This is a genomic window from Stenotrophomonas sp. C9D9, assembly GCF_056491205.1.
The window spans coordinates 1948398-1972991 of the sequence record NZ_JBSZIF010000004.1 but is presented as its reverse complement, the minus strand read 5'-3'; the positions used below and the strand labels follow the sequence as shown (position 1 = coordinate 1972991).

27 protein-coding genes and 1 tRNA gene are annotated in these 24594 nt (G+C 65.8%); 13 read left to right on the top strand and 15 right to left on the bottom strand.

Annotation, left to right across the window (positions count from 1 at the left end; all coding sequences use genetic code 11):
- Positions 1-13 precede the first annotated feature (13 nt).
- Positions 14-964 carry a DMT family transporter gene (locus ACXI0D_RS14480; protein WP_182474400.1) on the bottom strand — a complete coding sequence of 317 codons (951 nt, stop codon included), beginning with the start codon at positions 962-964 and terminating at the stop codon, positions 14-16.
- A gap of 7 nt (positions 965-971) precedes the next feature.
- On the opposite strand from ACXI0D_RS14480, the gene ACXI0D_RS14475 reads away from it, so the two are divergent.
- A complete protein-coding gene (locus ACXI0D_RS14475; protein ID WP_101766451.1) occupies positions 972-1775 on the top strand; it encodes an AraC family transcriptional regulator in 804 nt (267 codons plus the stop codon).
- Between the two features lie 8 nt (positions 1776-1783).
- Here ACXI0D_RS14475 and ACXI0D_RS14470 read toward each other — a convergent pair whose 3' ends face one another.
- Complete coding sequence (locus tag ACXI0D_RS14470) at positions 1784-2074, bottom strand: hypothetical protein (protein ID WP_049443296.1); 291 nt, start codon at positions 2072-2074, stop codon at positions 1784-1786.
- Between the two features lie 134 nt (positions 2075-2208).
- On the opposite strand from ACXI0D_RS14470, the gene ACXI0D_RS14465 reads away from it, so the two are divergent.
- On the top strand, positions 2209-2850 hold the full coding sequence (locus ACXI0D_RS14465; RefSeq protein WP_049443295.1) for a glutathione S-transferase family protein: 642 nt from the start codon (positions 2209-2211) through the stop codon (positions 2848-2850).
- Positions 2851-2872: 22 nt separating this feature from the next.
- On the opposite strand, the gene ACXI0D_RS14460 is transcribed toward ACXI0D_RS14465, so the two are convergent.
- Together ACXI0D_RS14460 and ACXI0D_RS14455 are read right to left on the bottom strand one after the other, a co-directional pair.
- Positions 2873-3280, bottom strand: coding sequence for a hypothetical protein (locus tag ACXI0D_RS14460; RefSeq protein ID WP_197588979.1), 408 nt, complete (start codon positions 3278-3280; stop codon positions 2873-2875).
- A 49-nt stretch (positions 3281-3329) separates the two neighbouring features.
- Positions 3330-3749, bottom strand: coding sequence for an H-NS histone family protein (locus ACXI0D_RS14455; protein ID WP_030002870.1), 420 nt, complete (start codon positions 3747-3749; stop codon positions 3330-3332).
- A gap of 117 nt (positions 3750-3866) precedes the next feature.
- Between ACXI0D_RS14455 and ACXI0D_RS14450 the strand changes: the two genes are divergently transcribed.
- On the top strand, positions 3867-4259 hold the full coding sequence (locus ACXI0D_RS14450) for a DoxX family protein (RefSeq protein WP_030002869.1): 393 nt from the start codon (positions 3867-3869) through the stop codon (positions 4257-4259).
- Between the two features lie 24 nt (positions 4260-4283).
- Here ACXI0D_RS14450 and ACXI0D_RS14445 read toward each other — a convergent pair whose 3' ends face one another.
- Together ACXI0D_RS14445 and ACXI0D_RS14440 are read right to left on the bottom strand one after the other, a co-directional pair.
- The gene (locus ACXI0D_RS14445; RefSeq protein WP_236251792.1) at positions 4284-4868 is read right to left on the bottom strand and encodes a hypothetical protein; all 585 of its coding nucleotides are present in this window, start codon (positions 4866-4868) and stop codon (positions 4284-4286) included.
- Positions 4869-5294: 426 nt separating this feature from the next.
- Positions 5295-5726 (bottom strand): BLUF domain-containing protein, encoded by a 432-nt coding sequence (locus tag ACXI0D_RS14440; RefSeq protein ID WP_030002867.1) that lies wholly within the window; start codon positions 5724-5726, stop codon positions 5295-5297.
- Positions 5727-5906: 180 nt separating this feature from the next.
- On the opposite strand from ACXI0D_RS14440, the gene ACXI0D_RS14435 reads away from it, so the two are divergent.
- The 3 genes from ACXI0D_RS14435 to ACXI0D_RS14425 all read left to right on the top strand — a co-directional run bounded on the left by ACXI0D_RS14435 (position 5907) and on the right by ACXI0D_RS14425 (position 7234).
- Positions 5907-6152, top strand: coding sequence for a hypothetical protein (locus ACXI0D_RS14435; protein ID WP_030002866.1), 246 nt, complete (start codon positions 5907-5909; stop codon positions 6150-6152).
- A 92-nt stretch (positions 6153-6244) separates the two neighbouring features.
- The gene (locus ACXI0D_RS14430) at positions 6245-6496 is read left to right on the top strand and encodes a hypothetical protein (RefSeq protein WP_030002865.1); all 252 of its coding nucleotides are present in this window, start codon (positions 6245-6247) and stop codon (positions 6494-6496) included.
- A gap of 177 nt (positions 6497-6673) precedes the next feature.
- The gene (locus tag ACXI0D_RS14425) at positions 6674-7234 is read left to right on the top strand and encodes a fasciclin domain-containing protein (RefSeq protein ID WP_030002864.1); all 561 of its coding nucleotides are present in this window, start codon (positions 6674-6676) and stop codon (positions 7232-7234) included.
- A gap of 140 nt (positions 7235-7374) precedes the next feature.
- On the opposite strand, the gene ACXI0D_RS14420 is transcribed toward ACXI0D_RS14425, so the two are convergent.
- Positions 7375-7938, bottom strand: coding sequence for a P-loop nucleotide/nucleoside kinase family protein (locus tag ACXI0D_RS14420; protein ID WP_479642721.1), 564 nt, complete (start codon positions 7936-7938; stop codon positions 7375-7377).
- An 827-nt stretch (positions 7939-8765) separates the two neighbouring features.
- Between ACXI0D_RS14420 and ACXI0D_RS14415 the strand changes: the two genes are divergently transcribed.
- Positions 8766-9653: a hypothetical protein gene (locus ACXI0D_RS14415; protein WP_479642720.1), complete on the top strand. Its 888-nt coding sequence runs from the start codon at positions 8766-8768 to the stop codon at positions 9651-9653.
- Positions 9654-9691: 38 nt separating this feature from the next.
- Positions 9692-10192 (top strand): hypothetical protein, encoded by a 501-nt coding sequence (locus tag ACXI0D_RS14410; protein ID WP_197588993.1) that lies wholly within the window; start codon positions 9692-9694, stop codon positions 10190-10192.
- A 273-nt stretch (positions 10193-10465) separates the two neighbouring features.
- Here the strand turns inward: ACXI0D_RS14410 and ACXI0D_RS14405 are convergent.
- The 4 genes from ACXI0D_RS14405 to dtd form a co-directional block, all read right to left on the bottom strand.
- A tRNA-Ile gene (locus tag ACXI0D_RS14405) sits at positions 10466-10541 on the bottom strand.
- 70 nt (positions 10542-10611) lie between these two features.
- On the bottom strand, positions 10612-11280 hold the full coding sequence (locus ACXI0D_RS14400; protein WP_049443292.1) for a hypothetical protein: 669 nt from the start codon (positions 11278-11280) through the stop codon (positions 10612-10614).
- Positions 11281-11413: 133 nt separating this feature from the next.
- Complete coding sequence (gene rpoD / locus ACXI0D_RS14395) at positions 11414-13267, bottom strand: RNA polymerase sigma factor RpoD (RefSeq protein WP_014038623.1); 1854 nt, start codon at positions 13265-13267, stop codon at positions 11414-11416.
- 90 nt (positions 13268-13357) lie between these two features.
- Entirely contained in the window at positions 13358-13798 is a 441-nt protein-coding gene (gene dtd, locus ACXI0D_RS14390; protein WP_049443291.1) for a D-aminoacyl-tRNA deacylase, read from the bottom strand.
- 61 nt (positions 13799-13859) lie between these two features.
- Between dtd and ACXI0D_RS14385 the strand changes: the two genes are divergently transcribed.
- The 4 genes from ACXI0D_RS14385 (at position 13860) to ACXI0D_RS14370 (ending at position 18101) form a co-directional block, all read left to right on the top strand.
- The gene (locus ACXI0D_RS14385) at positions 13860-14780 is read left to right on the top strand and encodes a lauroyl acyltransferase (RefSeq protein WP_101766138.1); all 921 of its coding nucleotides are present in this window, start codon (positions 13860-13862) and stop codon (positions 14778-14780) included.
- 73 nt (positions 14781-14853) lie between these two features.
- A complete protein-coding gene (ribA, locus tag ACXI0D_RS14380; protein WP_014038626.1) occupies positions 14854-15990 on the top strand; it encodes a GTP cyclohydrolase II RibA in 1137 nt (378 codons plus the stop codon).
- Between the two features lie 75 nt (positions 15991-16065).
- Complete coding sequence (locus ACXI0D_RS14375) at positions 16066-16566, top strand: PH domain-containing protein (protein WP_119006813.1); 501 nt, start codon at positions 16066-16068, stop codon at positions 16564-16566.
- Positions 16563-18101, top strand: a complete 1539-nt coding sequence (locus tag ACXI0D_RS14370; protein ID WP_479642719.1) for a PH domain-containing protein — start codon at positions 16563-16565, stop codon at positions 18099-18101. The genes ACXI0D_RS14375 and ACXI0D_RS14370 overlap by 4 nt, the downstream gene beginning before the upstream one ends.
- Before the next feature lie 125 nt (positions 18102-18226).
- Here the strand turns inward: ACXI0D_RS14370 and ACXI0D_RS14365 are convergent, their stop codons facing one another.
- Positions 18227-19285, bottom strand: a complete 1059-nt coding sequence (locus tag ACXI0D_RS14365; protein WP_101766141.1) for a CDP-glycerol glycerophosphotransferase family protein — start codon at positions 19283-19285, stop codon at positions 18227-18229.
- On the opposite strand from ACXI0D_RS14365, the gene ACXI0D_RS14360 reads away from it, so the two are divergent.
- Positions 19284-20090, top strand: a complete 807-nt coding sequence (locus tag ACXI0D_RS14360; RefSeq protein ID WP_101766142.1) for a glycosyltransferase family 2 protein — start codon at positions 19284-19286, stop codon at positions 20088-20090. The two genes, ACXI0D_RS14365 and ACXI0D_RS14360, sit on opposite strands and share 2 nt — an antisense overlap.
- 30 nt (positions 20091-20120) lie before the next feature.
- Here the strand turns inward: ACXI0D_RS14360 and ACXI0D_RS14355 are convergent, their stop codons facing one another.
- The 3 genes from ACXI0D_RS14355 to rsmB all read right to left on the bottom strand — a co-directional run bounded on the left by ACXI0D_RS14355 (position 20121) and on the right by rsmB (position 24594).
- Positions 20121-21377 carry an O-antigen ligase family protein gene (locus ACXI0D_RS14355; RefSeq protein WP_101766143.1) on the bottom strand — a complete coding sequence of 419 codons (1257 nt, stop codon included), beginning with the start codon at positions 21375-21377 and terminating at the stop codon, positions 20121-20123.
- Between the two features lie 152 nt (positions 21378-21529).
- On the bottom strand, positions 21530-23239 hold the full coding sequence (locus tag ACXI0D_RS14350) for an ArnT family glycosyltransferase (RefSeq protein ID WP_049443286.1): 1710 nt from the start codon (positions 23237-23239) through the stop codon (positions 21530-21532).
- A gap of 23 nt (positions 23240-23262) precedes the next feature.
- A complete protein-coding gene (gene rsmB / locus ACXI0D_RS14345; protein WP_049443285.1) occupies positions 23263-24594 on the bottom strand; it encodes a 16S rRNA (cytosine(967)-C(5))-methyltransferase RsmB in 1332 nt (443 codons plus the stop codon).

Genomic DNA, 24594 nt, shown 5'->3' with positions numbered 1-24594 from the left:
CGCCCATTTCAGCCTACGCCTGCGATTCCGCCGTGGCCTGCGTCGCGCGCTTGGCACTGAACTCAGCAAATACCACGCCCGACACTGCCAGCAGGCCGCCACCCAGCACCCATCCGCTGAGTGACTCGCCCAGCAGCAGCACCGCCAGTGCGGCCGTCACGATCGGCACCAGGTTGAAGAAGCCCGAAACGCGCGCCGCACCCAACCGCGAAAGACCGGTCATCCAGGTCAGGGGTGCAAGGATCGACGCACATACGGCAGCGAAACCGATACAGCCCACAGCGGTCAGGTTGTTCACCCCGCTGCCGACCAGCAGCTGCAGTGGCAACAGGATCAGCGATGCGGCCGTGGCCTGCAGGAACAGTGACTCCAGCACCGACAGCGGAATCTTCCAGCGCTGCATGAGCACGTTGTAGGCGGCAAATGCCAACGCGCCGATCAGCATGATCGCATCACCGCGGTTCAGGCCGTGCACCGCCAGCCGCGCCAGGTCGCCCTGCGACACCACAGCCACCACACCGACCGTGGAGATCACCGCACCGACGATGGCGGCACCGCGCACCGGATGGCCCATGAAAAGACGTGACAGCGCCAGCGCGATCAACGGAATCAGCGCCTGGATCACGCCCATGTTGGTGGCCGAGGTGAAGTGCGCCGCATAGTACGCCAGGCACTGGTACATCACCCCGCCCAGGCAGCCCAGCACCAGGAAGCGCCCCAGATTGGCGCGCACGATCGGTAGATGGCCGCGCAGCCGTGGCCATGCGAAGGGCAGCAGGATGATCGCGGCCACCAGCCAGCGGAAGAAGCCGATGTCGATGGGACCGACCGAGCCGGAGGCCAGCTTGGTGACAATCGTGTTGGCGCCCCACAGCAGGCAGGCGAGGATCGGGAAGAGATAGTTCAAGACGGCAGGTGTACGCGGGGGAATGGCCAGCGTACGCTTGGCGCATATCAAGGACATCCCGAAAATGCGCCACTCCGACCCAGGCTTGCGGCAACCGTTGGAACCCATCCCCACCTTCCGCCAGCTGCCCGGCCCGATCTACTTCCGGCAGGGTGCGATGGAACCCACCGACTGGGGCACGCACAGCCATCCCTGGGGACAGTTCAACTTCGTTGCGCAGGGCGTGATGGAAATGAAGATCGAGGGCGAGTGGATGGTGTCCCCGCCGCACTATGCGCTCTGGATTCCGCCTGGCGTGGCCCACTACTCGCGCAACCGATCGGTGCTGGCCTATCGATCGGCTTACCTGTCGCCAGCGTTGTCGCGCCGCTTGCCCACGCGCTGCCGGGCGCTGGAGGTCACGCCCCTTCTGCGTGAACTGCTGCACGAACTGGCGCGCCAGGGCGTGACCGATCCGCAGACGCCTGGCCAACGGCGCATGGCCGCGGTGGTGATCGACCAGATCATCAACGCCGCCGTTCTGCCCAGCTTCCTGCCGATCGCCAGCAGTGATGCACTGAAGCAGGTGATGGCATACGTGGAGAAACACCTGTCCACGGCCGAATCCGTGGCCGAGATCGCGCAGCGGCATCACATGAGCGTGCGCAAGCTGGAGCGCATGGCGCGCAGTGAACTGGGCATGTCACTCGGCGACTGGCGTGGGCGGGTGAAGTTCGTGCGCGCCACCGAGGCGCTGTGCACACGCAAGCCGATCAGCCGCATCGCCGAGGAGCTGGGCTATTCAGGCGTCAGCGCGTTTGCCGAAATGTTCAAGCGGCACGCGCAGTGCACACCCGACCAGTATCGGAAGCAACATCGGGCCGGGTAGAGGTGGCGTCAGTTGGCATCCTGCCTGGCAGCGGCCTTCTGGCGTGCATACCGAGGCGCCAGCGCCAACCGTTCGATGCCCAGCAGAATGCCCATGAACAGAAGCACTGCGGGTAGCCAGTAGAACAGGAACACCGCAATCTGAAAGTCCCAGGTGTTCACGTACTGATCGGGGTTCGGCGGACCCGCCAGGACAGCCTTCGCATTCACGTAGAACCACGATGAGGCCAGGATCACCGCGATCAGCAGTTGCGCCGAGGCCAGCATCCAGAAGGGTGGTAAACGGGAATGACCGCGCATGGCATCCTGCCGGTGAAGGAAGCTGGCAATTGTAGGCGTGACCTGCACACGGGCACAGACTCGAGTGTCGAATTCCCGCCCCGTTGTTCGTCGGAACAGGAAAAGCAGGCCCCTCTGCCTGCAGGAGCGCTCCAATGCCCCCGATCCTCACCGCCTTCGCTACTTCCCCCGACCGCGGCCAGGGCCTGGCCCGCGACATGCGCGTGCGCTGGGCACTGGAGGAACTGGCCGTAGCCTATGACGTGCAACTGCTCAGCTTCGCCGAGCTGAAGCAGCCCGCGCACCTGGCACGGAATCCGTTCGGGCAGATTCCCACCTGGCAGGAGGGCGACCGGACCCTGTTCGAATCCGGCGCCATCGTCCTGCATCTGGCTGAGCAGCATGCCGGCCTGCTGCCGCGCGACCCGGACGCCCGCATGCGCGCGATCATGTGGCTGTTCGCTGCACTGAGCACGGTAGAGCCCCCCATCGTCGAGCGCTCCATGGCCTGGGTGCTTGAGCGCGAGCAACCCTGGTATGGGCAGCGGCAGGTGATGCTCGATGAGCGGGTCCGGACGCGGCTGGCACAGCTGTCGACGTGGCTGGCCAGGGCGGAATGGCTGGACGGCGAGTTCAGCGTCGGCGACCTGATGATGGTCTCGGTACTGCTGCGCCTGAAGAGCAGCGGCCTGCTCGACGAGTACCCGCAGGTGGCCGCCTATGTGGCCCGGGCCACGCAGCGGCCCGCGTACCAGCGCGCCTTCGCCGCGCAGCTGGCGGTATTCCAGAACGCCTAGCGCTCCGCCCCGCGCGGGGTCTTCAGTGCCGCCTGCGCCGGCAGGCGGCCTGCACCAGCATCAGCTGTGCCACCAGGATCAGCATCGCACAGCCCGACAACAGCCAGGGATCGATGTACCACTGATCGTTGAAACTGAAGTCGCCCGCCGATATGCGCTTCCAGCCGTTGAAGTGCTGCATCGCCGCGACCACGAACGCGAAGCCACCTGCAGTGTACGACAACCAGGGCACGATGAGACCGCCCGGGCGCGCGAACAGCGTCAGCAGGCCCAGCACGCCGATCACCGTGCGCTGCACGCGGCAGTACGGGCAGACATAGGCCATTCCGCTCCATTCCACCGCCCAGGCCAGCACGCTGACCAGCACCGCAGCGCCTGCCGCGATGTAGAGGACTCTGGGCGAGACCATCATGCTGCCATCGTGTGCCATCCCGTGCTCCTTCGTTCAAAGACCCCGGCAGGGTAGCAGCGTGGCAGGCTCAATCCTTCTTGAAGACCGTACGCTTGCCGATCGGACTGCTCTTGCGCGCCGTGGGCCTGGCCAGGCCGGGAATCAGGAAGTCGGTGACCTTGTAGCCCTTCTGGACCTTGGAGGCCAGCCAGCGCGGCATGCGCCCACGGCCGGACCAGGTCAGTCGCTTGTACTCCGGATCACGGTATTTGGCGGCTACTTTCCCGGTTCTGCGCCGTGCCGGTTTCCGGCTGGGTGCGTCCGCTTCGATGGCCTCTCCACCGAACAGCTCTTCGAGGGTATACCCCGCTTCGGCCGCGGCGGCCTTCAACATCCGCCGCACCGCGCTGGCTGGACGGCGGTTGGAAATGAGCTGTTTCCGCTGTTCAGCGGCAACCACCAAGGCGCCCAGCTCCCGAAGGCTGAGCGATTCAATATCGATCGTCATGCTGGAAAGGTCTACTGCCGCGCGGCCCGTGTCAAGGCGGCTTGCCTCCGCGTAGACACGGGCTTCACCGCCGGTGGGCTCCGATCGCCTGCGTCGGCCATCCCCGAGGACATCCCTTTGAGCACTTCATCGCATTCGCTCGCCTACCTGCTTGCACGCATCCTGCTGATGGCGCTGTTCCTGGTCTCCGGGCTGGGCAAGCTCGGCGATCTCAGCGGCACCCAGGGCTACATGGAAGCGATGGGCGTGCCCGGCATCCTGCTGTGGCCGACCATCGCCTTCGAGATCGGCAGCGGCCTGTGCATCCTGCTTGGCTTTCAGACCCGGCTGGTGTCGATCGTGCTGGTGGGATTCAGCCTGGTCACCGCTTTCATCTTCCACCACAACCTCGCCGACCAGACCCAGCAGATCATGTTCCTGAAGAACCTGGGGCTGGCCGGTGGGTTCCTGCTGCTGGCCTGCACCGGGGCCGGGCGCTACAGCGTTGATGGCAGAGGGCGGCGCGGGTAAGCGTCGATCCGTGGTCGGCACGCGCTAGCGGCGAAGTTCGGCCTCTGGCGCCAGCGTGTGGATCACCTTGCCCTGCGCATCCAGAAACTCGATCGCACCATAGCCTTCCGCAGTGACGGTCAGCCGCAACCGCGTACGGTCGGCCTTGTCATTCAACGCAATGGCCGGCGTGCCGTCAGAGCCGACCACCAGGCCGATTCGGGTCGGTGCCTGCACGCCGGGAATCAGCTTGTTGCCCAGCGCAGGCTCGCGGATCAGCTTTGGCGCCTGGTTGATCGAAAAACTCACCGCCCCGTCCGGCGAGACCCGCCAGCCGATCGCATCCATCGCCGGATGATCCAGTGCCAGCACCGCCATTCCACCGTCGACATCGGCAGTACCGAAGCCACCGCGCTCGCTGCCCTTATCGTCATACAGCACCATGCCGGCCACGTTGAAGGCGCGCTTGTACTGCAGGCCATCGATGATCGGCGCCGGCGTCTTGCCGGACAGCGTCATGCGGATCACGCCCGTGTCATCGATGATGTCGATGCGCCGTGCAGTGATCCGCTCATGGTCCGGTGTCTGCACGCGCGTCTGCGGTGCCTTGTCGACAATCAGGCGTTTCAAGGTTTCAACAGACGGGCGCCTGGGTGATTCGCCAGCGTCGGACGCGAATGCCGGAACGCATTGCAATGCAACCAGAAGGAAGAACGTACAAGTACTGTGCATCATGCGGTCTCCTGTCGGGATCGGAATCAACATCTGCACGCCCAGCATACCTGTGGTCGACGCCCCCCCTCGCGGTGACACGGGCGTGCTGGCGATGGATCGACACCATGCCGTCAACCACGCCCCCCGCGGTCTGTATTCACTCCTGCGCACGCCGCCGGATACGGAAATGATCCCGGCAAGCGGACGGGGACATGCTGATAACGCCCTGGAACGCCGTGCGGAAGGCGCTCAGTCCTCGTATCCCAACTCTCACTCGGGCGGCGTTGGATTGCTTGTCCCACTGCGACGTGAGCCTTCCCATCTCTGGAACCAGCTCAGTCCCTACGCGGCCTCAACGTACGGTGCTACTGCAACGGCCAGCACGTCGATTCCCCGCATTGAGCCGGCGATGTCGTCTGGCCCGCTCTTCTTGAAGCGCGACCAATCCGCCCTCGCCAGCTTCCCCACCAGCAGTTGATCTGCGGGCAGCCGATGCATCGCCCAATAGGGGAACTGTCGCGAAGACACACGACCTCGCGCCAGCTCAACGATGCCGGTGTGACTCGTCGACTGCATCACACGCTCGTAGACACTCGCAACGCCGTCTTCAGGCCCTTCGAAGTACTGCACGAATCGATCTCCGTCGTGCAGAAGGACACCGGTAACCCCGGCCATCCTGTTGAACCTGGCGGCATCTGCTACCAACGACTCCAAACGTTCCGCGGAGAGATCCGCGGCAACCTGACTTGCGTAAACAACAGCCCGAAGGGGCATGGCTTCTGCCTTGAAGGATGTGCCGGGACGGCACCTATTCATACCCTAGCACCGGGAACAAGTCCGCACCGCCACTCGAATTCTTAATTCTTCAGAATTCGATCAAACCACCTTTGTCCCAGATGGCCCTCAAAACAGCATGATGGGCGCCCTACGGATTCAGGGGCTTCGTTCATCTTCATGCGTGACATCGGACAGTTCTACGTAATCAGCGTCGAGGGAGTGACGCGGGCGGACGGCACCCTGCTGCAGGTCACCCGGATCGATTGCTCCTGCATCAAGTGTTCCTGGCAATTCAGGGCCATTCCCAACCATGGCCTGGTCGATCTCGACGGTGCGGCGGCCCTCAGCTGCCCCACCTGCGGCAATCACCAGTCAGTCAGCCGCGCACGGCTTGAAGAGCTCAACCGACGCAACGACGAATAGCCTGCACTTCAACCATCCATCAACGCGGCACCGACACGACCGATACCTGGTTGGCTCTATCGTTCGTCAACAGGCACCATCCCGGCATTCCCATGAGTCATACCGGCATTTTTCAGATCACCGATCTCACCTACACGCCTGGAGAGCAGGGCACGCTGGCCCGCGCACTGCAGATCGTCGCCACCTGCACTGCGTGCGGATCCACGAGCATCTGGGGCGAGCATGAGATGGAACACGTTGCCGGTGGAACCGTGCTCTCATGCCGCACCTGTGGTGTCCGCCAGGCCATCAGCAACGCGCGCCTTTCGATCTGCCCATCGGACATCCGCCATCCGCGCCGCTGAAGGACACCGGGCTCGTACTGCGTAGCGAACCGGCAGAAGCAGACGTTCACTCGGCTTTTACAACGCATCGCCACTCCAGGCCAGGAAGCCCCGGACGCATCTACCTGCATCCAACGGCCGCGCCAGCGCGTATGTAGGATGCCCGCGCCTTGCGGGCCTCCCATAGAGGAACGCGCCGTGAAAGCTCTTCAGCGGATAGCCGCCACCGTAAGCTTCGCCGTACTCGTTTCAGCCACTTCAGCCAGCTTCGCCGCCAACACCGTGATGGTCGGCGGAGCGGAGATGTATCCCACCAGGACCATCGTCCAGAACGCCATCAACTCCAAGGACCACACGACCCTGGTTGCGGCAGTCAAGGCCGCAGGCCTGGTCGATACACTCAATGGAGCCGGCCCCTTCACCGTTTTCGCGCCCACCAATGCGGCCTTCAACAAGCTGCCTGCCGGCACGGTCGATACGCTGGTGAAGCCTGAAAACAAGGCACAACTGACCAAGATCCTGACCTACCACGTAGTGCCGGGCAACTACAGTTCCGCGCAGCTGATGGCCGATGCCAGGAAGCACGGCGGCAAGGCCATGCTGAAGACCGTTGAAGGTGAATCGCTCACCGTCGCTCTGCACGATGGCAAGCTGTGGGTCATCGATGCCAAGGGCGGCAAGGCGGGCATCAGCATTGCCGATGTCGGCCAGTCCAATGGCGTGATCCACGTGATCGACACCGTGTTGATGCCGAAGTAGCTGCACGCAGCAGGACGTCCACATGAGCGGCAGTCGCGTAGCGGCTGCCGCTGTCGCCCTCCTTGAACCAGAATCGCGGCTGCGGGGCAGATGACACGCCATCACATCGCTCCTGAAGCGCCCGGCAGCCTTGATATCCCTCATCCACCAGAAGCAGACCCTGGATTCCAGGTGACTACCTGGACGTCGTAGATCTCGCATTCGGTTTGGTCCATGGGCTCCCAATGGTCGCTCGCCAACTCAAAGAAGGCATCCGGCACATCCATGGAAAACGTTGGGCCTTTCTCCCGATTGCGCTGGCGGACGCGATCACGACGAACGTCACGTGGGGCATCCAGGAGATACACGGCCAGATCGTAGCCCGCCTCCCTGACCTGCGCGTAGAAGCTCTCGCGGCTGGCTCTCTCCACCAGGCCCAGCTCGAGTACAACGTCGCGACCCGTATCGAGCACTTCGCAGGCTGTGATCCATATCTGCGCCGTGCAACGCGCCTTCCTTGCGGCATACCATTCCATCAGGTTGGCGGCGGGACGGTCCGGGCTGTACAGCCGTACGAACCACGCGTCCAGAATGAATCCTGCCGCCGTGTGCAGACTTCGCAGCTCGGCAACAAACGTGGATTTGCCCGCACCGACGGGCCCTTCGACCAGGTGAATCGTTGCCATAGTGATTGAGCCATTCCTCATGGCGTTATCGACGATCATGTTCGACTACACCACTGGCAGCCACGCGCTTCTGCGCCACGTGAATTCTGCCGGCGGCACAAAAAAGGCACTGAGACCGAAGCCCAAGTGTCTTCCATTTTCTGGTCGCACCAGGATTGGAACCTGGAACCGAAGCATTTTGAGGATTCTACAGGGCCTCCACGCGTCACCACAGACGTTCCGGCTGTAAACCAAGCGGCTGATTTTCCCAGGCCGCGCGACCATCTTCGCTCATCATTGTCTACCTCTTTCCGCTGACAGAAGGCCGCCGAGCGATCGCCAATGGGCGCAATGAAGGGAATGCTCAGAGAGAACGGACTGGCCACTTTGCCGATCGTCAAATGGGCCTCGGATCCAGCGTCGCATGGTGTGGGCTGCCCGGATGTGCGGAAGCTCGCCGGCGGTGGGCTGAAGTTCCGCTACAGATACACCAAGGCCAACGGTCAACGCGATCGCGTCGCGGCCGCACCAGAAGTGAGGGCGCAACCTTCGCGATGAGATCGCAACTGCGGCGGCCGCCGCCGGGCGAACGAGCGAACGAAGCCAAGTGCTACCGCGGCACGGAATGGCCATTTTGCCACTCATGCACTCGCCTCCCGAAGAAGGGCATTTGTCGCTTTACGTCCAGTGATGCGTGACTGAGAACACGCAAGAAGCAAGTGTAGCCAGCCACAACAAATTTCTGGTTGACAGTGAATATCAACCCGCAATATGAAACCGCGGGAATCGAGAGGCAGGGGATCAGCGCCAAAATCCGTTATCACCACGGCCCGAGGTCCAGCCCATCGCAAAGCTCTGCCACGACAAGGGAAAGGAATCAGGTGAAGATGAGTAGAAGTCTCGGATATGGAATGGTCGTCATCGGCGTAGTCGCAACCATTTCCTGGCTGGCCTGCAGACCATCCGATGTCACAGGAAGCAAAGGGCATGAGGCTCCTCGCAGTGAAAAAAGCACTTCGCCAACGGATGTCGCATCTGAATCAAGCATTCATCAATCCTTGCGTTCTCCACCCCAATCCATCGAATCAAAAGTGGCTTTGATTGGGAAGGCATTTCTGCTCAAGATCGAAGCACCTCACTACGAAGGCGATGCCTCGGAATACATTGACAGGCGCATCGCGGCTGCACGGGCGGGCGATGCCCAGTCGAGCTATGAGATCCACAACCGCATTGCCAGCTGCAAGCGGGCGCTTAACTCAGGTGATGCCGATGAGTACAAGGCCTACGCATCAGTGGGCCTGGGGGAGCAGTACTCAAGGAAGATCGAACAGGAGATTGACCACTGCCAAGGACTGATAGGGCGAACGGAAATCGGAGATGAGAATTGGCTCTCTCTTGCTGCCGCCCAAGGATCGGTCGAAGCGAGACTGATTTTCGCCAAAGACCCGAAAGCCATCATTGGCGACTTGACTGAGGCGCTCAAGGATCCGGAGCGGATAACCAATTATCGAAGGGATGCGATTGATTATCTTAGTGAGTCGGTATCACTGGGAAGCGTCGACTCGATTGAAGCCCTTGCTGACATCCATGACCGAGGGATCATTGCCGATAAATCCCCTGAAAAGAGCCTTGCATACTGGCTCGCATATCAGCGCGCGCAACCCAACAGCCAATCGGCGGCGTCCATTGCGAGGCTCTCCAAACTGTTACAGCCCAACCAGATAGAGCGATCCAACGAGATGTCTGAGGCTATATACAGATCCTGCTGCTTGTAATCCAACAAAAGTTTCCTACTCACCCAACATGGCGCACGATGAAAGCAATGATTTCGAAGAAATGGTTGATTGCAACTTCCCTGGTGGTCGCAATTGCAGCCCTTCCCATGGCTTATGCGATTTGGCCCTTTGATCCTGCCCCCACCGTCTTTGGCCCAGTCAACTGTAGTACGTGTCAGTTGCAGGCTCGAATTCCAGACAACGCCACGAAGGCGTTCCTGAATAGATACAGAGATGTAACGAACGAGCAGAGAAAGGGGGGATTCGAATTCTCAATTCAGGCAGGTTCCAAAGTCATCGTCTGCAACGCGACGCACTGCGCCACCTACGAGTTGACAGACAGCAATGACTGGAACGGAACCAACCAGGAGCCCATCACGCGTCCGCCCTCCAGTCGCGGCGGCGCTGGCGGCGGCAGCGGAGGAGGTAGTGGTGGCACGGGCGGAGCCAACCTGGGTGGAGGCTGCCACGGCAACTGCGGAGGCAGCGGCAGCGGAAGGGTAACGATCAAACCGATTACTCCTATTCGCCCGAAGTAGCATTGGAAGCGCAGAACAGATCAGGCAAGCGGGAACAGCACCTCCCGCTTGCATGAACATCAGCATTGATCCTGCAACGGCGAGAAGTAGTGGAAGCGCGACGACCGGATCCAGCATCGAGGCGCCCCGGATGTGCAGCAGTGGATGCGCAACGAATGACCCTTCCCAGGCACCGGCATCGGTACCAACTGAAATGTAGACACCGCATAGGCATCGAACGCAAAAGGCACCGCATAGCGGTGCCTTTGAAATGATGTAAGCCACTGGATGAGTTGGTGGGCCCACCAGGATTCGAACCTGGAACCAAGGGATTATGAGTCCCCTGCTCTAACCGTTGAGCTATAGGCCCTGCGCAGCCTCACAGTGTAGTGAGGCCGCCATCGGGATTCCACTGCGCGCCACCCCAGGCCCTCACGCCATTACTGCCCCAGGCGCTGCATCAACCGCTCCAACGGCGCACGGTTGTGGTATTCCCCGCGCAGGCTGCGCTCGCGCTCGTCGCACTGTCCGTTGTCGGCCACCACCAGGTCGGTGCCGCGCAGCAGTACTCGCGTCGTGCAGCGCCCCTGATGCAGATGCAGCACGTCCTCATCCTCCTCTGCTGCAGCACGGCCCAGAACCCGCGGCGCCGCTCCCTCGTCGCTACCGGGCACGCTCAGTTCGAATGCGTCGCCCTTGGCTGCGATGTCGATGGCATTTCCGTCGCTGCGTTCCCAATGGGCGACCCAGTCGGTCAGGCTGGTCTCGACGTAGCTGCTCGTTTTCATCACGCGCGACTCCGGCGCCCAGCCCACCACCTCCTTGCTCGGCGGACGTGCTTTCACGCAGTAGTAGCTGTTCCAGCGGTCGCCGATCACCAGGCCGGTGCCCGGTTCCATCTCCTCGCCACTGCGGCACCCGTCCCGTTCCTCGTCCAGGCAGCCTTCTGCCTCGCCCAGCAGCAGCACCTGCCCGGCGTCGACCACGCGGCCCACGGCATAGTCGAACTGGCTGCTGAAGAAACTCTCGGCATTGCATGGCGGTGGTTGCGGAGTATCCGCCCAGGCAACCAGCGGTGACAGCGAGAGCAGCAGGATCGGCAGTTTCATCGGCATTCCATTGACCAGGGCGAAAACAGGACACGTATCCTATCCCGTCGCCTGCAACGCGGATGATCGCAGGCAAAAAACAAACCCCGCTTGCGCGGGGTCTGTCAGGTGCTTCATGTGCAGCGGATACGCGTCAATCGATATCCAGGAAGCTGCGCAGCTGCTCCGAGCGGCTCGGGTGACGCAGCTTGCGCAGGGCCTTCGCTTCGATCTGGCGGATGCGCTCACGGGTCACGTCGAACTGCTTGCCGACCTCTTCCAGCGTGTGGTCGGTGTTCATGTCGATGCCGAAGCGCATGCGCAGCACCTTGGCTTCCCTCGGGGTGAGGCCGGCCAGCACGTCGCGCACGGTTTCAGACAGGTTGATGTTGGTGGTGTTCTCGATCGGGGACTCCACGTTGGTGTCCTCGATGAAGTCGCCCAGATGGGAATCCTCGTCGTCGCCGATCGGGGTTTCCATCGAGATCGGCTCCTTGGCGATCTTCATCACCTTGCGGATCTTGTCTTCCGGCATGTCCATTTCCTTGGCCAGCTCCTCCGGCGTAGCCTCGCGGCCGTACTGCTGGAGCATCTGGCGGGAAATGCGGTTCAACTTGTTGATCGTCTCGATCATGTGCACCGGAATACGGATGGTGCGCGCCTGGTCGGCGATCGAGCGGGTGATGGCCTGGCGGATCCACCAGGTGGCGTAGGTCGAGAACTTGTAACCGCGGCGGTACTCGAACTTGTCCACGGCCTTCATCAGGCCGATGTTGCCTTCCTGGATCAGGTCGAGGAACTGCAGGCCACGGTTGGTGTACTTCTTGGCGATCGAGATCACCAGGCGCAGGTTGGCCTCGACCATTTCCTTCTTGGCCTTGCGCGCCTTGGCTTCACCGTAGGCCATGGCACGGCTGATTTCCTTCAGCTCTTCCAGGTCCAGCTGGGTCAGCTTCTCGATGTCGATCGTCGCCTGCTGTTCGGCGATGATCTGGTCCTTCACTTCGCGCAGGGCCGAAGACCACTTCTGCTTGCGCTTCAGTGCGTCTTCCACCCACTCCAGGTTGGTCTGGTTGCCTTCCCAGGAGCGGATGAAGTCCTTGCGCGGCATGCGGGCAGTAACGGTCGCCAGGTTCAGCACGCGGCGCTCATGGGCCTTGATCGACGCCATGGTGTCGCGCAGCTGCTTGGTCAGCACGTCGGTCAGCGGCAGCGGCAGCTTCAGGGTGACGAACACCGCCGACATCTCTTCGCGCAGGCGCGGCAGGTTCTTCTTGTCGCCCTTGGTCGCCGCCTTCTTGAAGGCATTGAAGGCATCGCTGAGCGCCTGCATGCGCGCAGCGACTTCCTCCGGATCCGGACCGGTCGGTGCGGCTTCTTCCTCGCCCCCCTCGACATCATCGTCCTCGTCCTCATCGCCTTCGGCGTCGGCATCGCTGCTGTCATCGGCAGCGGCCGCCGGCGGCGCCGGCTCTTCGTCGGCAAGGTCGTTGAAGCCGACGATCACTTCGGCCAGGCGCTTCTTGCCTTCCTTGTGGGCTTCGTAGTCGGTCAGCAGCGACTCGACCGAAACCGGGAACTGGCCGAGGGCGGCCTGGACCTGCGAAAGGCCTTCCTCGATGCGCTTGGCGATGGCGATTTCGCCTTCGCGGGTCAGCAGCTCGACAGTGCCCATTTCGCGCATGTACATGCGCACCGGGTCGGTGGTACGGCCACCTTCGGTGTCGAGCGCGCTCAGCGCGGCGGCGGCTTCTTCGGCCGCGGTGTCATCGACTTCGCGGTTACCGGTGTTGCCGTCGTTGAGAAGCAGGGTTTCCACATCCGGCGCAACTTCATGGACATCGATGCCCATGCCGTTGATCATGCCGATGATGTCTTCGATCTGTTCCGGGTCGACCATGTCGTCCGGCAGATGGTCATTGACTTCGGCGTAGGTCAGGTAGCCCTGTTCCAGGCCCTTGCTGATCAGTTGCTTGATTTCGGATTGGGCAGGACGTTCGTTGGCCATGTAGTGCTCGCGCCACCGGCTAGGGAGAAATAGGGAACGTAGCATTATACCAGCCCGGGGCCCTGCCTGCCGGGCGGTGGTCCCGCAGGCTCAGGGCCTGAGAAGGAAGGTCACGGGACCGTCATTGACCAGGCTGACGACCATATGGGCACCAAACCGGCCCGTTTCCACCCCTGGTGCGTGATTTTCACGGCAGATGTCGACAAATCGATTGAACCCGCGTTCAGCCTCGTCCGGCGGCGCGGCGCTGGTGAAGCTGGGCCGCATGCCCGAACGGGTATCGGCCGCCAGGGTGAACTGGCTGACCAACAGCAGGCCGCCGCCGGTGTCGCGCAGCGACCGGTTCATCTTCCCGGCCTCGTCGGCGAACACCCGGTAGCCCAGCAGGCGCTCGGCCATCCGCCGCAACTGGGCCTCGGTATCGCCCGGCTCCATGCCGACCAGGGCCAGCAGGCCGGGGCCGATCTGCCCCACCACCTCCTCGTCGACATGGACGGCGGCCTGGCTGACACGCTGGATCAGGACGAGCATCGTGGGCTTCCAATGAACGGGGCCGGCCACGATAGCAGCGCCCTTGGCTAAACTGGCGCCGATGAATCCGCAACGCAAAGCCCGGCTGGTCTACCGCGCCACCACCCTGTTCGCCCGCCTGCCCTGGCCGCTGCTGCGGGGGTTCGCGCACGCCCTGGCGTGGACGTGGGTCCGTCTCAATGCTCGCGAGAGCCGCGTCACCCGGCGCAATCTGGAACTGGCCTACCCGGAACTGGATGGTCCGGCGCGCGACCGCCTGCACCGCGAACTGCTGCGCTCCACCGCGCTGCAGGCCATCGAGACCCTGCGTCTGTGGAGCCAGCAACCGGCCGACAACCTGCGCCTGCACCTGAAGCAGCGCCACGGCGAAGCCCTGTACGACGCGGCCCTGGCCAGCGGCAAGGGCGTGATCGTGGCCGCGCCGCACTTCGGCAACTGGGAGCTGCTGAACCAGTGGCTGGCCTCGCGCGGGCAGATCGCCATCGTCTACAAGCCGCCGGAAGACGAGGCCAGCGACGCCTTCCTGCAGCTGGTGCGCGGCGGCCAGAACGTGCAGCAGGTGCGCGCCGAGGGCCCGGCCGTACGCCAGCTGTTCAAGGTACTCAAGGACGGCGGCGCCACCGGCATCCTGCCCGACCAGCAGCCCAAGGCCGGCGATGGCGTGTTCGTGCCGTTCTTCGGCGTGCAGGCGCTGACCATGACCCTGGTCAACCGGCTGGCCGAGCGCACCGGCGCCACCGTGCTGTACGGCTGGTGCGAGCGCATCGGGCCGGACATGGAATTCGCCCTGCACATCGAGCCGACCGACCCGGCCGTGGCTGATCCGGACCCGCAGGTGGCGGCGACCGCGCTCAATGCCGGCATCGAGCGCATCGCCCGCCGCGACCCGACGCAGTACCAGTGGACCTACAAGCGCTATACGCTGCGGCCACCGGGCAGCGGCGAGGAAGACCCGTACGCGACCGAAGAGCATCCGCACTGACGGCTGTCCGGTCACCTGCGACCGGCGGCCGCACCACGTTGAATACGACGCCGGCGCCCCCATAGAGACTGCGATGTCCGCCTCCCCCGGTCCTGCCATGCCTGCTGCCTCTTCCCTGTTCGGCGATCCCGCCGCGATCCGCTGCGAACGCGCGGTGGCCGAACTGCGTGCCGGCCGCCCGGTGCTGCTCCACGATGGCCAGGGCCAGCGCCTGGCGGTGATCGCCCTGGACAGCGCCACCGCCAGCAGCTTCGCTGCCTTCGCCGCTGCCGCGCGCGAACGCCACTACCTGTTCCTGACCGCCACCCGCGCCCGCGTGCTCGGCGTGGAGGCCCCGGAAGGCGCGCGCCTGCCGCTGGCCGGTGTCGCCTTCGATGCCCTGCCCTCGCTGGGCTACCTGCGCGAGCCCGGCCCGATGCCGGATGGCTGGAGCGCTGGTGACGCCTTCGATGCCGGCGCGGTGGAGCTGGCCCGGCTGGGCCTGCTGCTGCCGGCAATGGTGGCTGTGCGCCTGGATGCAGATGACAGCACCTTCAATGGCGCTGCTGAAGTGGCGCTTTGCGATCTGGCCGAGGGCGCGGCCCACGCCACCCACGACTACGAACTGGTGGCGCGCTCGCCGGTGCCGCTGCGCGACGTCGGCATGACCACCTTCGCGGTGTTCCGCGGCGGCGTGGCCCAGCGCGACCAGGTCGCGATCATCGTCGGCGAACCAGACCTGTCGGCGGTGGTGCCTGTACGCGTGCACTCCTCGTGCCTGACCGGCGACCTGTTCGGCTCACTCAAGTGCGACTGCGGCGACCAGCTGCGGCGCGGCCTGCGCAAGCTGAAGGAACTGGGCGGCGGTGTGCTGCTGTACCTGGACCAGGAAGGCCGCGGCACCGGCATCGCCGCCAAGATGCGCGCCTACGGCTACCAGCACGACGGCCTGGACACCATCGATGCCGATGCACAGCTGGGCTTCGGTGCCGACGAGCGCCGCTACGGCAGTGCGGTGGCGATGCTGCATGGCCTGGGCATTTCGCGCGTGGCCCTGCTCAGCAACAACCCGACCAAGGCACAGCGCCTGCGCAACGCCGGCATCGAGGTGCTGGACTGCATTCCGGTCACCGGCGAGATCACCGCCGAGAACGAGCATTACCTGCGCACCAAGGCCGATCGCGCAGGCCACATGCTGGATGTCGACGCGCTGATCCAGGCTGCGCAGTAACGCAGCCGACCTGCTACCGTCTGCGCGGTGCGGTCTCGGCCGCCATCGCCCGCCCTGCCGCCTGACGGAGCCCGCGTGACCGACGTCCTCCTGCCCTCCCCGCCCACCGATGCCTGGCAGTCGCTGCCGCAACGCGCTGCCCGCCTCGCTGCACTGGAAGGCGCCTTCGGCGGCCTGTTCGTGCCGGGCCTGCCGCTGGCCGCGGCCGCATGGTTCTTCGATCTGCCCGGCGGCCTGTGGACGGCCGCCCTTGGGCTGCTGATCGGCATCGTCTTCGGCGCCTGGCTCGGCCGCCGGCGCTTGACCCGCACCCGCTGGCGGCTGGATGCCCAGGGGCTGGGCCTGCGCCGCGACCTGATGTGGCAGCTGGAAACGCGCATCCCCATTTCGCGCGTGCAGCACCTGGACCTGCGTCGCGGCCCGCTGGAACGCCGCGCCGGCCTGGCCACGCTGATCGTGCACACCGCCGGTACCCGCATGAGCGCGGTGACCGTAAGCGGCCTGGATGAAGCCGACGCCGAGCGCCTGCGCGACACCCTCTCGCACCAGCTGGACCAGGACGCCGACGCCCTGTGAGCCTGCCGCCGCCCTTGCCCGCATCGCTGCCTGCCGGTGGCGAGGACCATCGCCTGCACCCGTGGTCGTGGCTGTTCGTGCTGCTGATGCAGCTGCGCCACTACTTCCTGCCACTGGTGGCGCTGCTGGTGTTCGGCCAGCGCGGCGATCGCGACCCGATGTGGGCGCAGCTGATTCCGCTGTCTGCGATTGCCGCGCTGGTGCTGGTCTCGGTGCTGCAGTACCTCAGCTACCGCTACCGCATCGGCAGCGATGCGATCACCGTGCGCAGCGGGCTGCTGGCGCGCAACCGCCGCGAGATCCCATTCGCCCGCATCCACAACGTGGAAGTGCGGCGGAACCCGCTGCACCGTCTGTTCGGCGTGGCCGAGCTGCGCCTGGAATCGGCCGGCGGCGTGCGCCCGGAAGCGGAGATGCGCGTGCTGAAGCTGGACCAGGCGCTGGCGCTGGAACGACTGGTGCGCCAGCGTGGGCAGGCACCGCAGGCCGCTGACGTTGTCGCCGCCCCCTCGTTCACCGACGCCGACACCGAACAGGTGCTGCTGCGCCTGTCGAGCTGGGACGTGGTGCGCATGGGCCTGCTCTCCAACCGCGGTTGGGCACTGGCGATCGCCGCCTTCGGTGTGCTGTTCCAGACCGTGCCGCGGCCGGTGATGGACGCGGCCATCCAGCGTGGCGGCCAGGAAGCCTTCGGCTATGCCAGCCACCTGCATCCCGGCGTGGCCGGCGCCTTCCTGCTGCTGGCTGCCGCACTGCTGCTGGGCTGGCTGGCGCTGCGAGCGCTGTCGGTGGTGCTGACCCTGCTGCGCTATCACGGCTTCACCCTCAGCGAGCAGGATCGCCGCCTGACCGTGTCGGCCGGCCTGCTCAGCCGCACCCGGAGTAGTGTCGCGCGTCGCCGCATCCAGGCCTGGACGCTGCGCGAAAGCACCCTGCATCGCTGGTTCGGCCTGCGCCAGCTGCGCATCGACAGCGCTGCCGGCGGCCCTTCGCGCGATGAGGATCGCGCCCTGCGCGAGCTGGCGCCGCTGGCAACCCAGGAGCGCTGCACGCAGCTGGTGCAGCACCTGCTGCCACAACTGCAGTGGCCACCGGCGCAGTGGCAGTCCATCCCGCAGCGTGGCTGGTGGCGGCTGTGCCTGGGCGCGCTGGTGCTGGTGCCGTTGCTGGCAGCGGCCGCGTACTGGCGCTGGGGATCGTGGGGGCTGGTCGTGCTCGCATGGCTGCCGGTGGCGCTGCTGGTGGCACATCGGCAGATGGCGCGCATGGGCTGGTACCTGGATGACCACTACGTGGCCGTGCGCGGCGGCTGGTGGAAGCGCTGGTGGCGCTGGGCCGAGCTGGACAAGGTGCAGGGCCTGCGCCTGCAGCGTTCACCGCTGGACAAGCTGCTCGGCACCAGCAGCCTGCAGCTGGACACCGCCGGTGCACACGGTGATGTGGCGTTGACCCTGCACTACCTGCCGCAGGCGCAGGCGCAACACGTGATGGAGCAGCTGGCGGCGGCGCTGGCACGGCGCAAGCTGCGCTGGTAAGCAATACAGGCAGTGCCGGCCGCTGGCCGGCAACCGGAGACATTCCCGAGGTTGCCGGCCAGCGGCCGGCACTACCGCGAGCGGGGCCGTGCATCCACGCGTGGCTCGGCTCTACACCTCTCCGATCAGCGCTGCGACGGGCCCCAGTACCCCAGGTCCTTGCGGATCTGCAGGTCGCGCACCCAGCTGCCGAATGGCTTGCGCCGCAACACACCCATTTCACCGGACAGGAAATCCTCGGTGGCCGCGATCACCCGCTCGCTGGACAGGCCATCGCGGTATGGATGGATGGCGTCGGCGTAGCGCACGATCTCCGCCTGCAGCGCGGCGTCCGGATGCAGCGCACGCTGCAGCATCACCGGCAGCTGCGCCGGGTCGTCGAAGTCGATCATGTGCGGCTTGGGCACGCGGTTGCGGAAGGTCACCACCGGCTTGTGCTGGACGATGAACTCCGAAACGATCGACGAGGTGTCCGACACCAGCACATCGGCGGCGCGTTGCGCGGCCATCACCTGCTCGGGCTCGATGAAGCGGGCATTGGCACCGGCCAGCGCGCGGTAGCGCTCGAACAGTTCCGGTGGGCACTTCGGGTGCAGGGTCAGCAGCCAGTAGCGGTTGCCCTCGGCGATGTCAGCGGCGATCTGCGCATGCAGGTGTGGCGCTGCACTCAGGCGCTCGGTGAAGGTCGAACCGAACAGGATCACCGGACGCCCGCCCGCCGCTGCGCGCAACGCGGCGCTCTCGCCACCGTCGTCGCGGAACAACGGGTCCAGCTTCGGCCAGCCGGTCTCGGCCACCGCGAAGTGGCCCTGCAGGGCGGCGATCTCACGGAACGGCCCGGTGGTGGCCGGCCCCTGCGTGCAGTACAGGTCGAACATGCCGCGCACCCGGAAGTGGCCGCGCGCACTGTCCCGCTTCTCCACGTTGAAGCCATGGAACAGCTGCACCTTGGCGCCGGACAGGAAGGTCGGCACCCAGTTGGCGGCGCTGAACACGGCACGCGGCCGCATCGCCAGGGCCTGTTTCAGGCCGATGTTGGGCACACCCGGCAGGCTGCTGCCGGCCGCGCCGTCCTCGAACCAGGCCGCCACCTCCTGCCCGGAGGCGTGCAAGGCCTGCGCCAACGGGGCGAGAATAGGCAGCGCATAGCGCTCCGTCGCAAACAACAGGTACCCGGCCATCATGTCCTCCACGACCGCTCCCATCGAACGGCCTCGCATCTCGGCCTGCATTATCGCGTTCAACGAGGCCGGCCGCATCGGCGACTGCCTGGCCTCGCTGGCCTTCTGCGACGAGATCATCGTCGTGGACTCGTGCTCCACCGATGCCACCGTGGCCATCGCCGAGGCCGCAGGCGCCCGCGTGCTGCAGCGCGCGTTCGATGGTTTCCGCAGCCAGAAGGCATTCTGTGTGGAGCAGGCCCGCCACGACTGGGTGCTGTGCCTGGATGCCGATGAGCGGATCAGCCCGGAACTGCGCGCGGCCATCGAACAGGCCCGCGACGGTGGCTTCGCCGGCCATGCCGGCTATCGCTTCGCGCGCCTGTCGGAGTACTTCGGCAAGTTCCTGCGCCATGGCAACGCCTACCCGGACCGGGTGATGCGCCTGTTCGACCGCCGCCGCGGCGGCTGGCGCGGCAAGCGCGAGATCCACGAGGCGGCCAGCGTCGACGGCAGTGTCGGCACCCTGCGCGGCGATCTGGTCCATTACCCGTACCGCTCCCTGCAGCAGCAGCTGGCCAAGACCGAGAAGTACGCGCGGATGATGGCCGAGCACGAGTTCGCACGCGGCAAGCGGGCCACGCTGGGCAAGCTGGTGCTGGCCCCGGCCTGGCGGTTCTGGCGCGGCTTCGTGTTCCGCGGTGGCTTCCGCGACGGCTGGCACGGTCTGGTCTACGCCTATGTGCGCGCCAACTACGTGCGCCAGAAGACCATCATGCTGTGGATGCTGGGCAACGGCCAGGCCGTGGCCGACCCGCCGAACCGCTGATCGCCGGGCCCTGCCCGGCGCGACGCGGCATCACGACCCGGTGATCGCCCGGTGGCGCGTGCCTTCGACGATCGACAGGCCGGTCAGCAGGCCGACCAGGGTCACGTAGAAACTGGCCGTCATCTGGTGCGCGAACATCGACTGGGTCAGCCCGCACAGCGCGTAGGTGATCACCAGCATGACGCCGGCTGCGGCCGGCCCCCGGAAGGTCGCCCGTCCACTGCGGCGATGCAGGCGCACGAACAACCACAGCGGGATGCCATACACCGCCAGCAACAGCAGCAGGCCCGGTACGCCCTGGGTCGCCGCCCATTCGGCCACGTCGTTGTGTGCATGCCCCAGGTGGCAGCGCAATTCTGCCGGGTTCTCCCGGCAGACCGGCACGCGCTGCATCGCACTGTCGAAATGACCGATGCCAACACCCACCAGCGGATGATCGAGGAAGGTCTGCCAGGCCACCTGCAGGCGCTCGACGCGGGCGCCGGCGGAAGAATCACTGTCGCCCAGCTCCATCCGCTGCACGTCGCTGTGCAGCTCGCTCAGGCGGACCTGGTGGCGCAGCTCCGGTACCGACAGCAGCAGCGTCGCACCGATCGCCAGCATGCCGGCCAGCACCGACAGGCGCGCCGCACCGGTGCGCCAGCGCAGGCTCAGCGCCAGCACCACCAGCAGCGCCAGCAAGGCGGCGAACACACCGCGGCTGCCGGTCAGCACGATGGTGCCGCAGCCGGCGGCCATGCCGAGGATCACCAGCGACCAGCGCCGCGATGGGCGGCAGAACACCAGCAGCACCATCAACACCATCACGATGTCGGCCAGCACGATGGCGTTGGTGAACAGCTCCGCGCGCGGGGCGCCGCCCAGCACCTGCCACAGCGACATCGCAAAGGTGGCGAGCAGGCCGGTCAATGATCCGTACCAGAGCCACCGCAGGTTGGGACGCAGCGCGCAGACCCACAGCGCGATCCATGGGATCACCACGAACCGCGAACGGTTGTCGACGTCACGCAGGCCCTGTTCGAACAGCACCACCGACAGTACGCCGAGCGCCAGCACCGCCAGCATCAGCCAGGCCAGTACCTTCACTGGCTGGCCGGCCATGCCGCGCGCGCGCCACAGCAGCTCCGGCGCCAGCAGGGTGCTGAGCAGCAGCAGGAGACCGTACGGCAACAGGTTGATCGGCACGGTCAGCACCAGTGCCGGCAGGCAGAACAGGCCCAGCTGGGCCAGCCCGTGTGCAACCCCCTGGCGCCCACCGACGGGAACGCCCAGCGGGTCGCCGGCCATGAAGTTCAGGTTGTCCGGTGAAGCTGGCACGTCGGGAAGTATCGCTGCAATCTGCTGGAAGAACGGGAAGGACCAACGGGGGCCGTCCCAGCCTGCTGTTTTACTGCCTTTGGGCCCGCTTGGGCAGACTGGACAAGCGGAAATCGTGCTGGCTAGTCATGTTCCTGCAAACGCCGTTCACGTTCCCGCTCCTCGGCAGTGACCACGCAGGGCACCGTCACCGCCGCCGCCGGCACCAGCCACCAGCGCCGCCGGTTGGCCACGCCGGCCAGTTCAGAGCGGTTGCGGTCGACGCACGACAGCATCGCGTACTCGTGGACCAGCAGCCAACGACGTCCGGGCACCAGCCGCTGCCAGCGCGTGGCCGCCACCAGCTGCTCGTCCCAGTCAGTCTCGAAACCGAAGGTCGCCGCGGGTCGGTCGGCCAGCAGCAGGTGCTGCTCCTTCCAGGCCACCAGCCCCAGCTCGGCATCGGGGCCCAGACGGGTACCGACCGTGCGCATCAGGCCACGGGCGGAACTGGAATCGTTCAGCAGCGGGTAGCCGACCAGGCTGTACAGCACCCAGACCATCGCCAGGGTCGACACCAGCGCAAGCTGTCGGCGACGGCCGCAGGCCAGCAGACTCAATCCGCCCCACAGGCCCATCGCCAGGATCGTCCACGCCAGCGCGTCGACGGCCCCGGGGGCCAGCCCGCGGCTGTGGGTCAGGCGCAGCTCGAAGGCCGGGTCACCCAGCACCGCCATCGCGCCGGCCACCGCCAGGCCCAGTGACAGCAGGCCGGTGAACAGCCCCACCACGGCCTGCACATCGCGCCGCTTCAGCAACCCCGGCAACAGCGGTGCCAGCACCAGGCAGAACATCGGCAGCGCCGGCAGGATGTAGACGTCGCGCTTGCCGGCGGGAATCGAGAAGAACAGCACCACCATCAGCCACCAGGCCAGCGGCAGCAGATAGCGCGGGTCGCGGCGTTGCAGCCGGCGGCGCCAGGCCGGAATCGCCCAGGGCAGGGCCAGGAACGCCGGGATCCACATCAGCGGCATCGTCGCCAGGAAGTACCAGGCGGGCTGGTGGTGGTCCCAGGAATGGGTGTAGCGCTGCGCCGTCTGCTGGAACAGGATGTCGTCCATGTAGGCGCGGTACTCGTCCGAGCCGGTGGCAAAGCCGGCCAGCAGCATCGGCGCCAGCCACAACGACACCGCCAGCAGGAAGGCCAGCGGCGCCAGCCAGAAGCGCGCATCGCGCGCGTGCAGGCCCACCCGTGGCCACTGCAGTGCCGCGGCGATTGCCGCGGGTACGATCATCAGCAGCGCCAGCATGCCCACGCCCTTGGTGATCACGCCGATGCCGGCGAAGAACCAGCCCAGCCACCACCAGCGCCAGGCGGGCCCCAGCAGCAGGTGACGCAGCAGGCCGTAGTTGGCCAGGGTGATGAACAGCAGCAGCAGTGGATCGATCTGCGCCTTCTTCGCCTGGAAGGTGAACTGCAGCGCGAACAGCAGCGCCCAGCCGGCATACAGTCCCACCCGCCGCGTCCACAGCCGCCGCCCCAGGTCGACCACGCACCACAGCGTGCCCAGTGCCGCCAGCAGCGAGGGCAGCAGGAAGGCCACGCGCCACTGCCCGATCAGGCTGTACAGCGTGGCCTGCCACCACATCAGCATCGGCGGCTTGTCCGAGTACAGCTCGGTCCCGCGGTGCGGGAACAGCCAGTGGCCGCTGTCGAACATCTGCTTGGCCACCAGCGCGAAGCGCGGTTCGTCCGACGGCCACGGATCACGAAGGCCCAGCCCGGCCCCCAGCACCAGCAGGGCCATCACCACGAACAACCACGTCTCGCGCGACGCGCGGGATTTCAGCATGGGACTCGGAACGTCAGCGGGGGTCAGGCTGTTTTTAGCAGACGCGCGTAAAAGAAACCGTCAGCATCGCTGTCACCCGGCAGTCGCTGGCGCGCGATCCCCTCGCAGTCCAGGCCGAATGTGTCATCCAGAGGCTGTGCCACCGCGTCCGGATGCCACTTCAGGAAGGCCCGCACCTGATCGACGTTCTCGGCGCGCAGGATCGAACAGGTGGCGTACAAAAGCACGCCGCCCGGGCGCAGCATCGACCAGCAGGCCTCCAGCAGGCGGGCCTGCACGCCGACCAGCGCATCGATATCCTCGGCGCGGCGGTGGAACATCACGTCCGGCTGGCGGCGGATCACGCCGGTGGCCGAACACGGTGCATCCAGCAGGATGGCGTCGAACGGGGTGCCATCCCACCAGGCACCGGGGTCGCTGGCATCGGCCACCCGGGTCTGCGCCCCGTCACCCACACCGGTGCGGGTGTAGGTATCGCGGGCACGCGCCAGGCGGCGCGCATCGATATCCAGCGCCAGCAGGCGCAGGCTCGGGTCACGTTCCAGCAGGTGCGCCGACTTGCCACCCGGTGCCGCGCAGGCGTCCAGCACGCGGGCGCCGGACGCCGGTGCCAGCGCGTCCGCCGCACATTGCGCCGACAGGTCCTGCACCGACAGCGCACCGTCGGCGAACCCCGGCAGCTGGTTCACCGCGATCGGCGCCGCCAGGCGCAGCGCGTCGGCGCTGAGCGGGCTGGCTTCGGCGGCAATGCCGGCCTCGGCCAGCGTGGCCAGCGCCTTGTCACGCCCCCCCTGTTGGCGGTTGGCCCGCAGCCACAACGGCGCCGGCTGCAGGCTGGCGGCGAAGATCGCCTCGGCCTGGGCCGGCCAGTCGCGCTCGACGGCATCGGCCAGCCACTCCGGGAAGGCATCGCGCGCCGGCTGTTCCGGGAATCCCTCACGCTGCGCGCGGCGCAGGATCGCGTTGACCAGGCCGGCCTGGCGCTCACGGCCCAGCGCGCGGGCGGCGTCGACCGTGGCCGACAGCGCCGCATGCGCCGGCAGTTCCAGCACGTCCAGCTGGGCGAAGCCCACCATCAACAGGGTGCGCAGGTCGGCGTCGCGTGCCGACAGCGGCTTCTGCATCCACGACTGCAAGGCCGCGTCATAGGTACTACGACGGCGCAGGACTGCAAAGCACAGCGCTTCCAGCAGCGCACGATCGCGGCTGTCGGCCAGCTTGGGCAGCGCCCAGGCCAGTTCCGCCTTCAGCGAGCGGCCACGGGTGAACACCTGCGCCAGCACGCGTGCGGCCAGCATGCGGGTGGCCGCGCCCGGCGCCGCCTTGGCGACGGAGAAATCATTCTGCTTCGACAC

Coding starts and splice junctions, on each gene's coding strand:
- ACXI0D_RS14480 (WP_182474400.1), bottom strand. CDS start 964: ATGTCCTTGATATGCGCCAAGCGTACGCTGGCCATTCCCCCGCGTACA.
- ACXI0D_RS14475 (WP_101766451.1), top strand. CDS start 972: ATGCGCCACTCCGACCCAGGCTTGCGGCAACCGTTGGAACCCATCCCC.
- ACXI0D_RS14470 (WP_049443296.1), bottom strand. CDS start 2,074: ATGCGCGGTCATTCCCGTTTACCACCCTTCTGGATGCTGGCCTCGGCG.
- ACXI0D_RS14465 (WP_049443295.1), top strand. CDS start 2,209: ATGCCCCCGATCCTCACCGCCTTCGCTACTTCCCCCGACCGCGGCCAG.
- ACXI0D_RS14460 (WP_197588979.1), bottom strand. CDS start 3,280: ATGGCACACGATGGCAGCATGATGGTCTCGCCCAGAGTCCTCTACATC.
- ACXI0D_RS14455 (WP_030002870.1), bottom strand. CDS start 3,749: ATGACGATCGATATTGAATCGCTCAGCCTTCGGGAGCTGGGCGCCTTG.
- ACXI0D_RS14440 (WP_030002867.1), bottom strand. CDS start 5,726: ATGCCCCTTCGGGCTGTTGTTTACGCAAGTCAGGTTGCCGCGGATCTC.
- ACXI0D_RS14435 (WP_030002866.1), top strand. CDS start 5,907: ATGCGTGACATCGGACAGTTCTACGTAATCAGCGTCGAGGGAGTGACG.
- ACXI0D_RS14430 (WP_030002865.1), top strand. CDS start 6,245: ATGAGTCATACCGGCATTTTTCAGATCACCGATCTCACCTACACGCCT.
- ACXI0D_RS14420 (WP_479642721.1), bottom strand. CDS start 7,938: ATGATCGTCGATAACGCCATGAGGAATGGCTCAATCACTATGGCAACG.
- ACXI0D_RS14415 (WP_479642720.1), top strand. CDS start 8,766: ATGAGTAGAAGTCTCGGATATGGAATGGTCGTCATCGGCGTAGTCGCA.
- ACXI0D_RS14410 (WP_197588993.1), top strand. CDS start 9,692: ATGAAAGCAATGATTTCGAAGAAATGGTTGATTGCAACTTCCCTGGTG.
- ACXI0D_RS14400 (WP_049443292.1), bottom strand. CDS start 11,280: ATGAAACTGCCGATCCTGCTGCTCTCGCTGTCACCGCTGGTTGCCTGG.
- rpoD (WP_014038623.1), bottom strand. CDS start 13,267: ATGGCCAACGAACGTCCTGCCCAATCCGAAATCAAGCAACTGATCAGC.
- dtd (WP_049443291.1), bottom strand. CDS start 13,798: ATGCTCGTCCTGATCCAGCGTGTCAGCCAGGCCGCCGTCCATGTCGAC.
- ACXI0D_RS14385 (WP_101766138.1), top strand. CDS start 13,860: ATGAATCCGCAACGCAAAGCCCGGCTGGTCTACCGCGCCACCACCCTG.
- ribA (WP_014038626.1), top strand. CDS start 14,854: ATGTCCGCCTCCCCCGGTCCTGCCATGCCTGCTGCCTCTTCCCTGTTC.
- ACXI0D_RS14360 (WP_101766142.1), top strand. CDS start 19,284: ATGTCCTCCACGACCGCTCCCATCGAACGGCCTCGCATCTCGGCCTGC.
- ACXI0D_RS14365 (WP_101766141.1), bottom strand. CDS start 19,285: ATGATGGCCGGGTACCTGTTGTTTGCGACGGAGCGCTATGCGCTGCCT.
- ACXI0D_RS14355 (WP_101766143.1), bottom strand. CDS start 21,377: ATGGCCGGCGACCCGCTGGGCGTTCCCGTCGGTGGGCGCCAGGGGGTT.
- ACXI0D_RS14350 (WP_049443286.1), bottom strand. CDS start 23,239: ATGCTGAAATCCCGCGCGTCGCGCGAGACGTGGTTGTTCGTGGTGATG.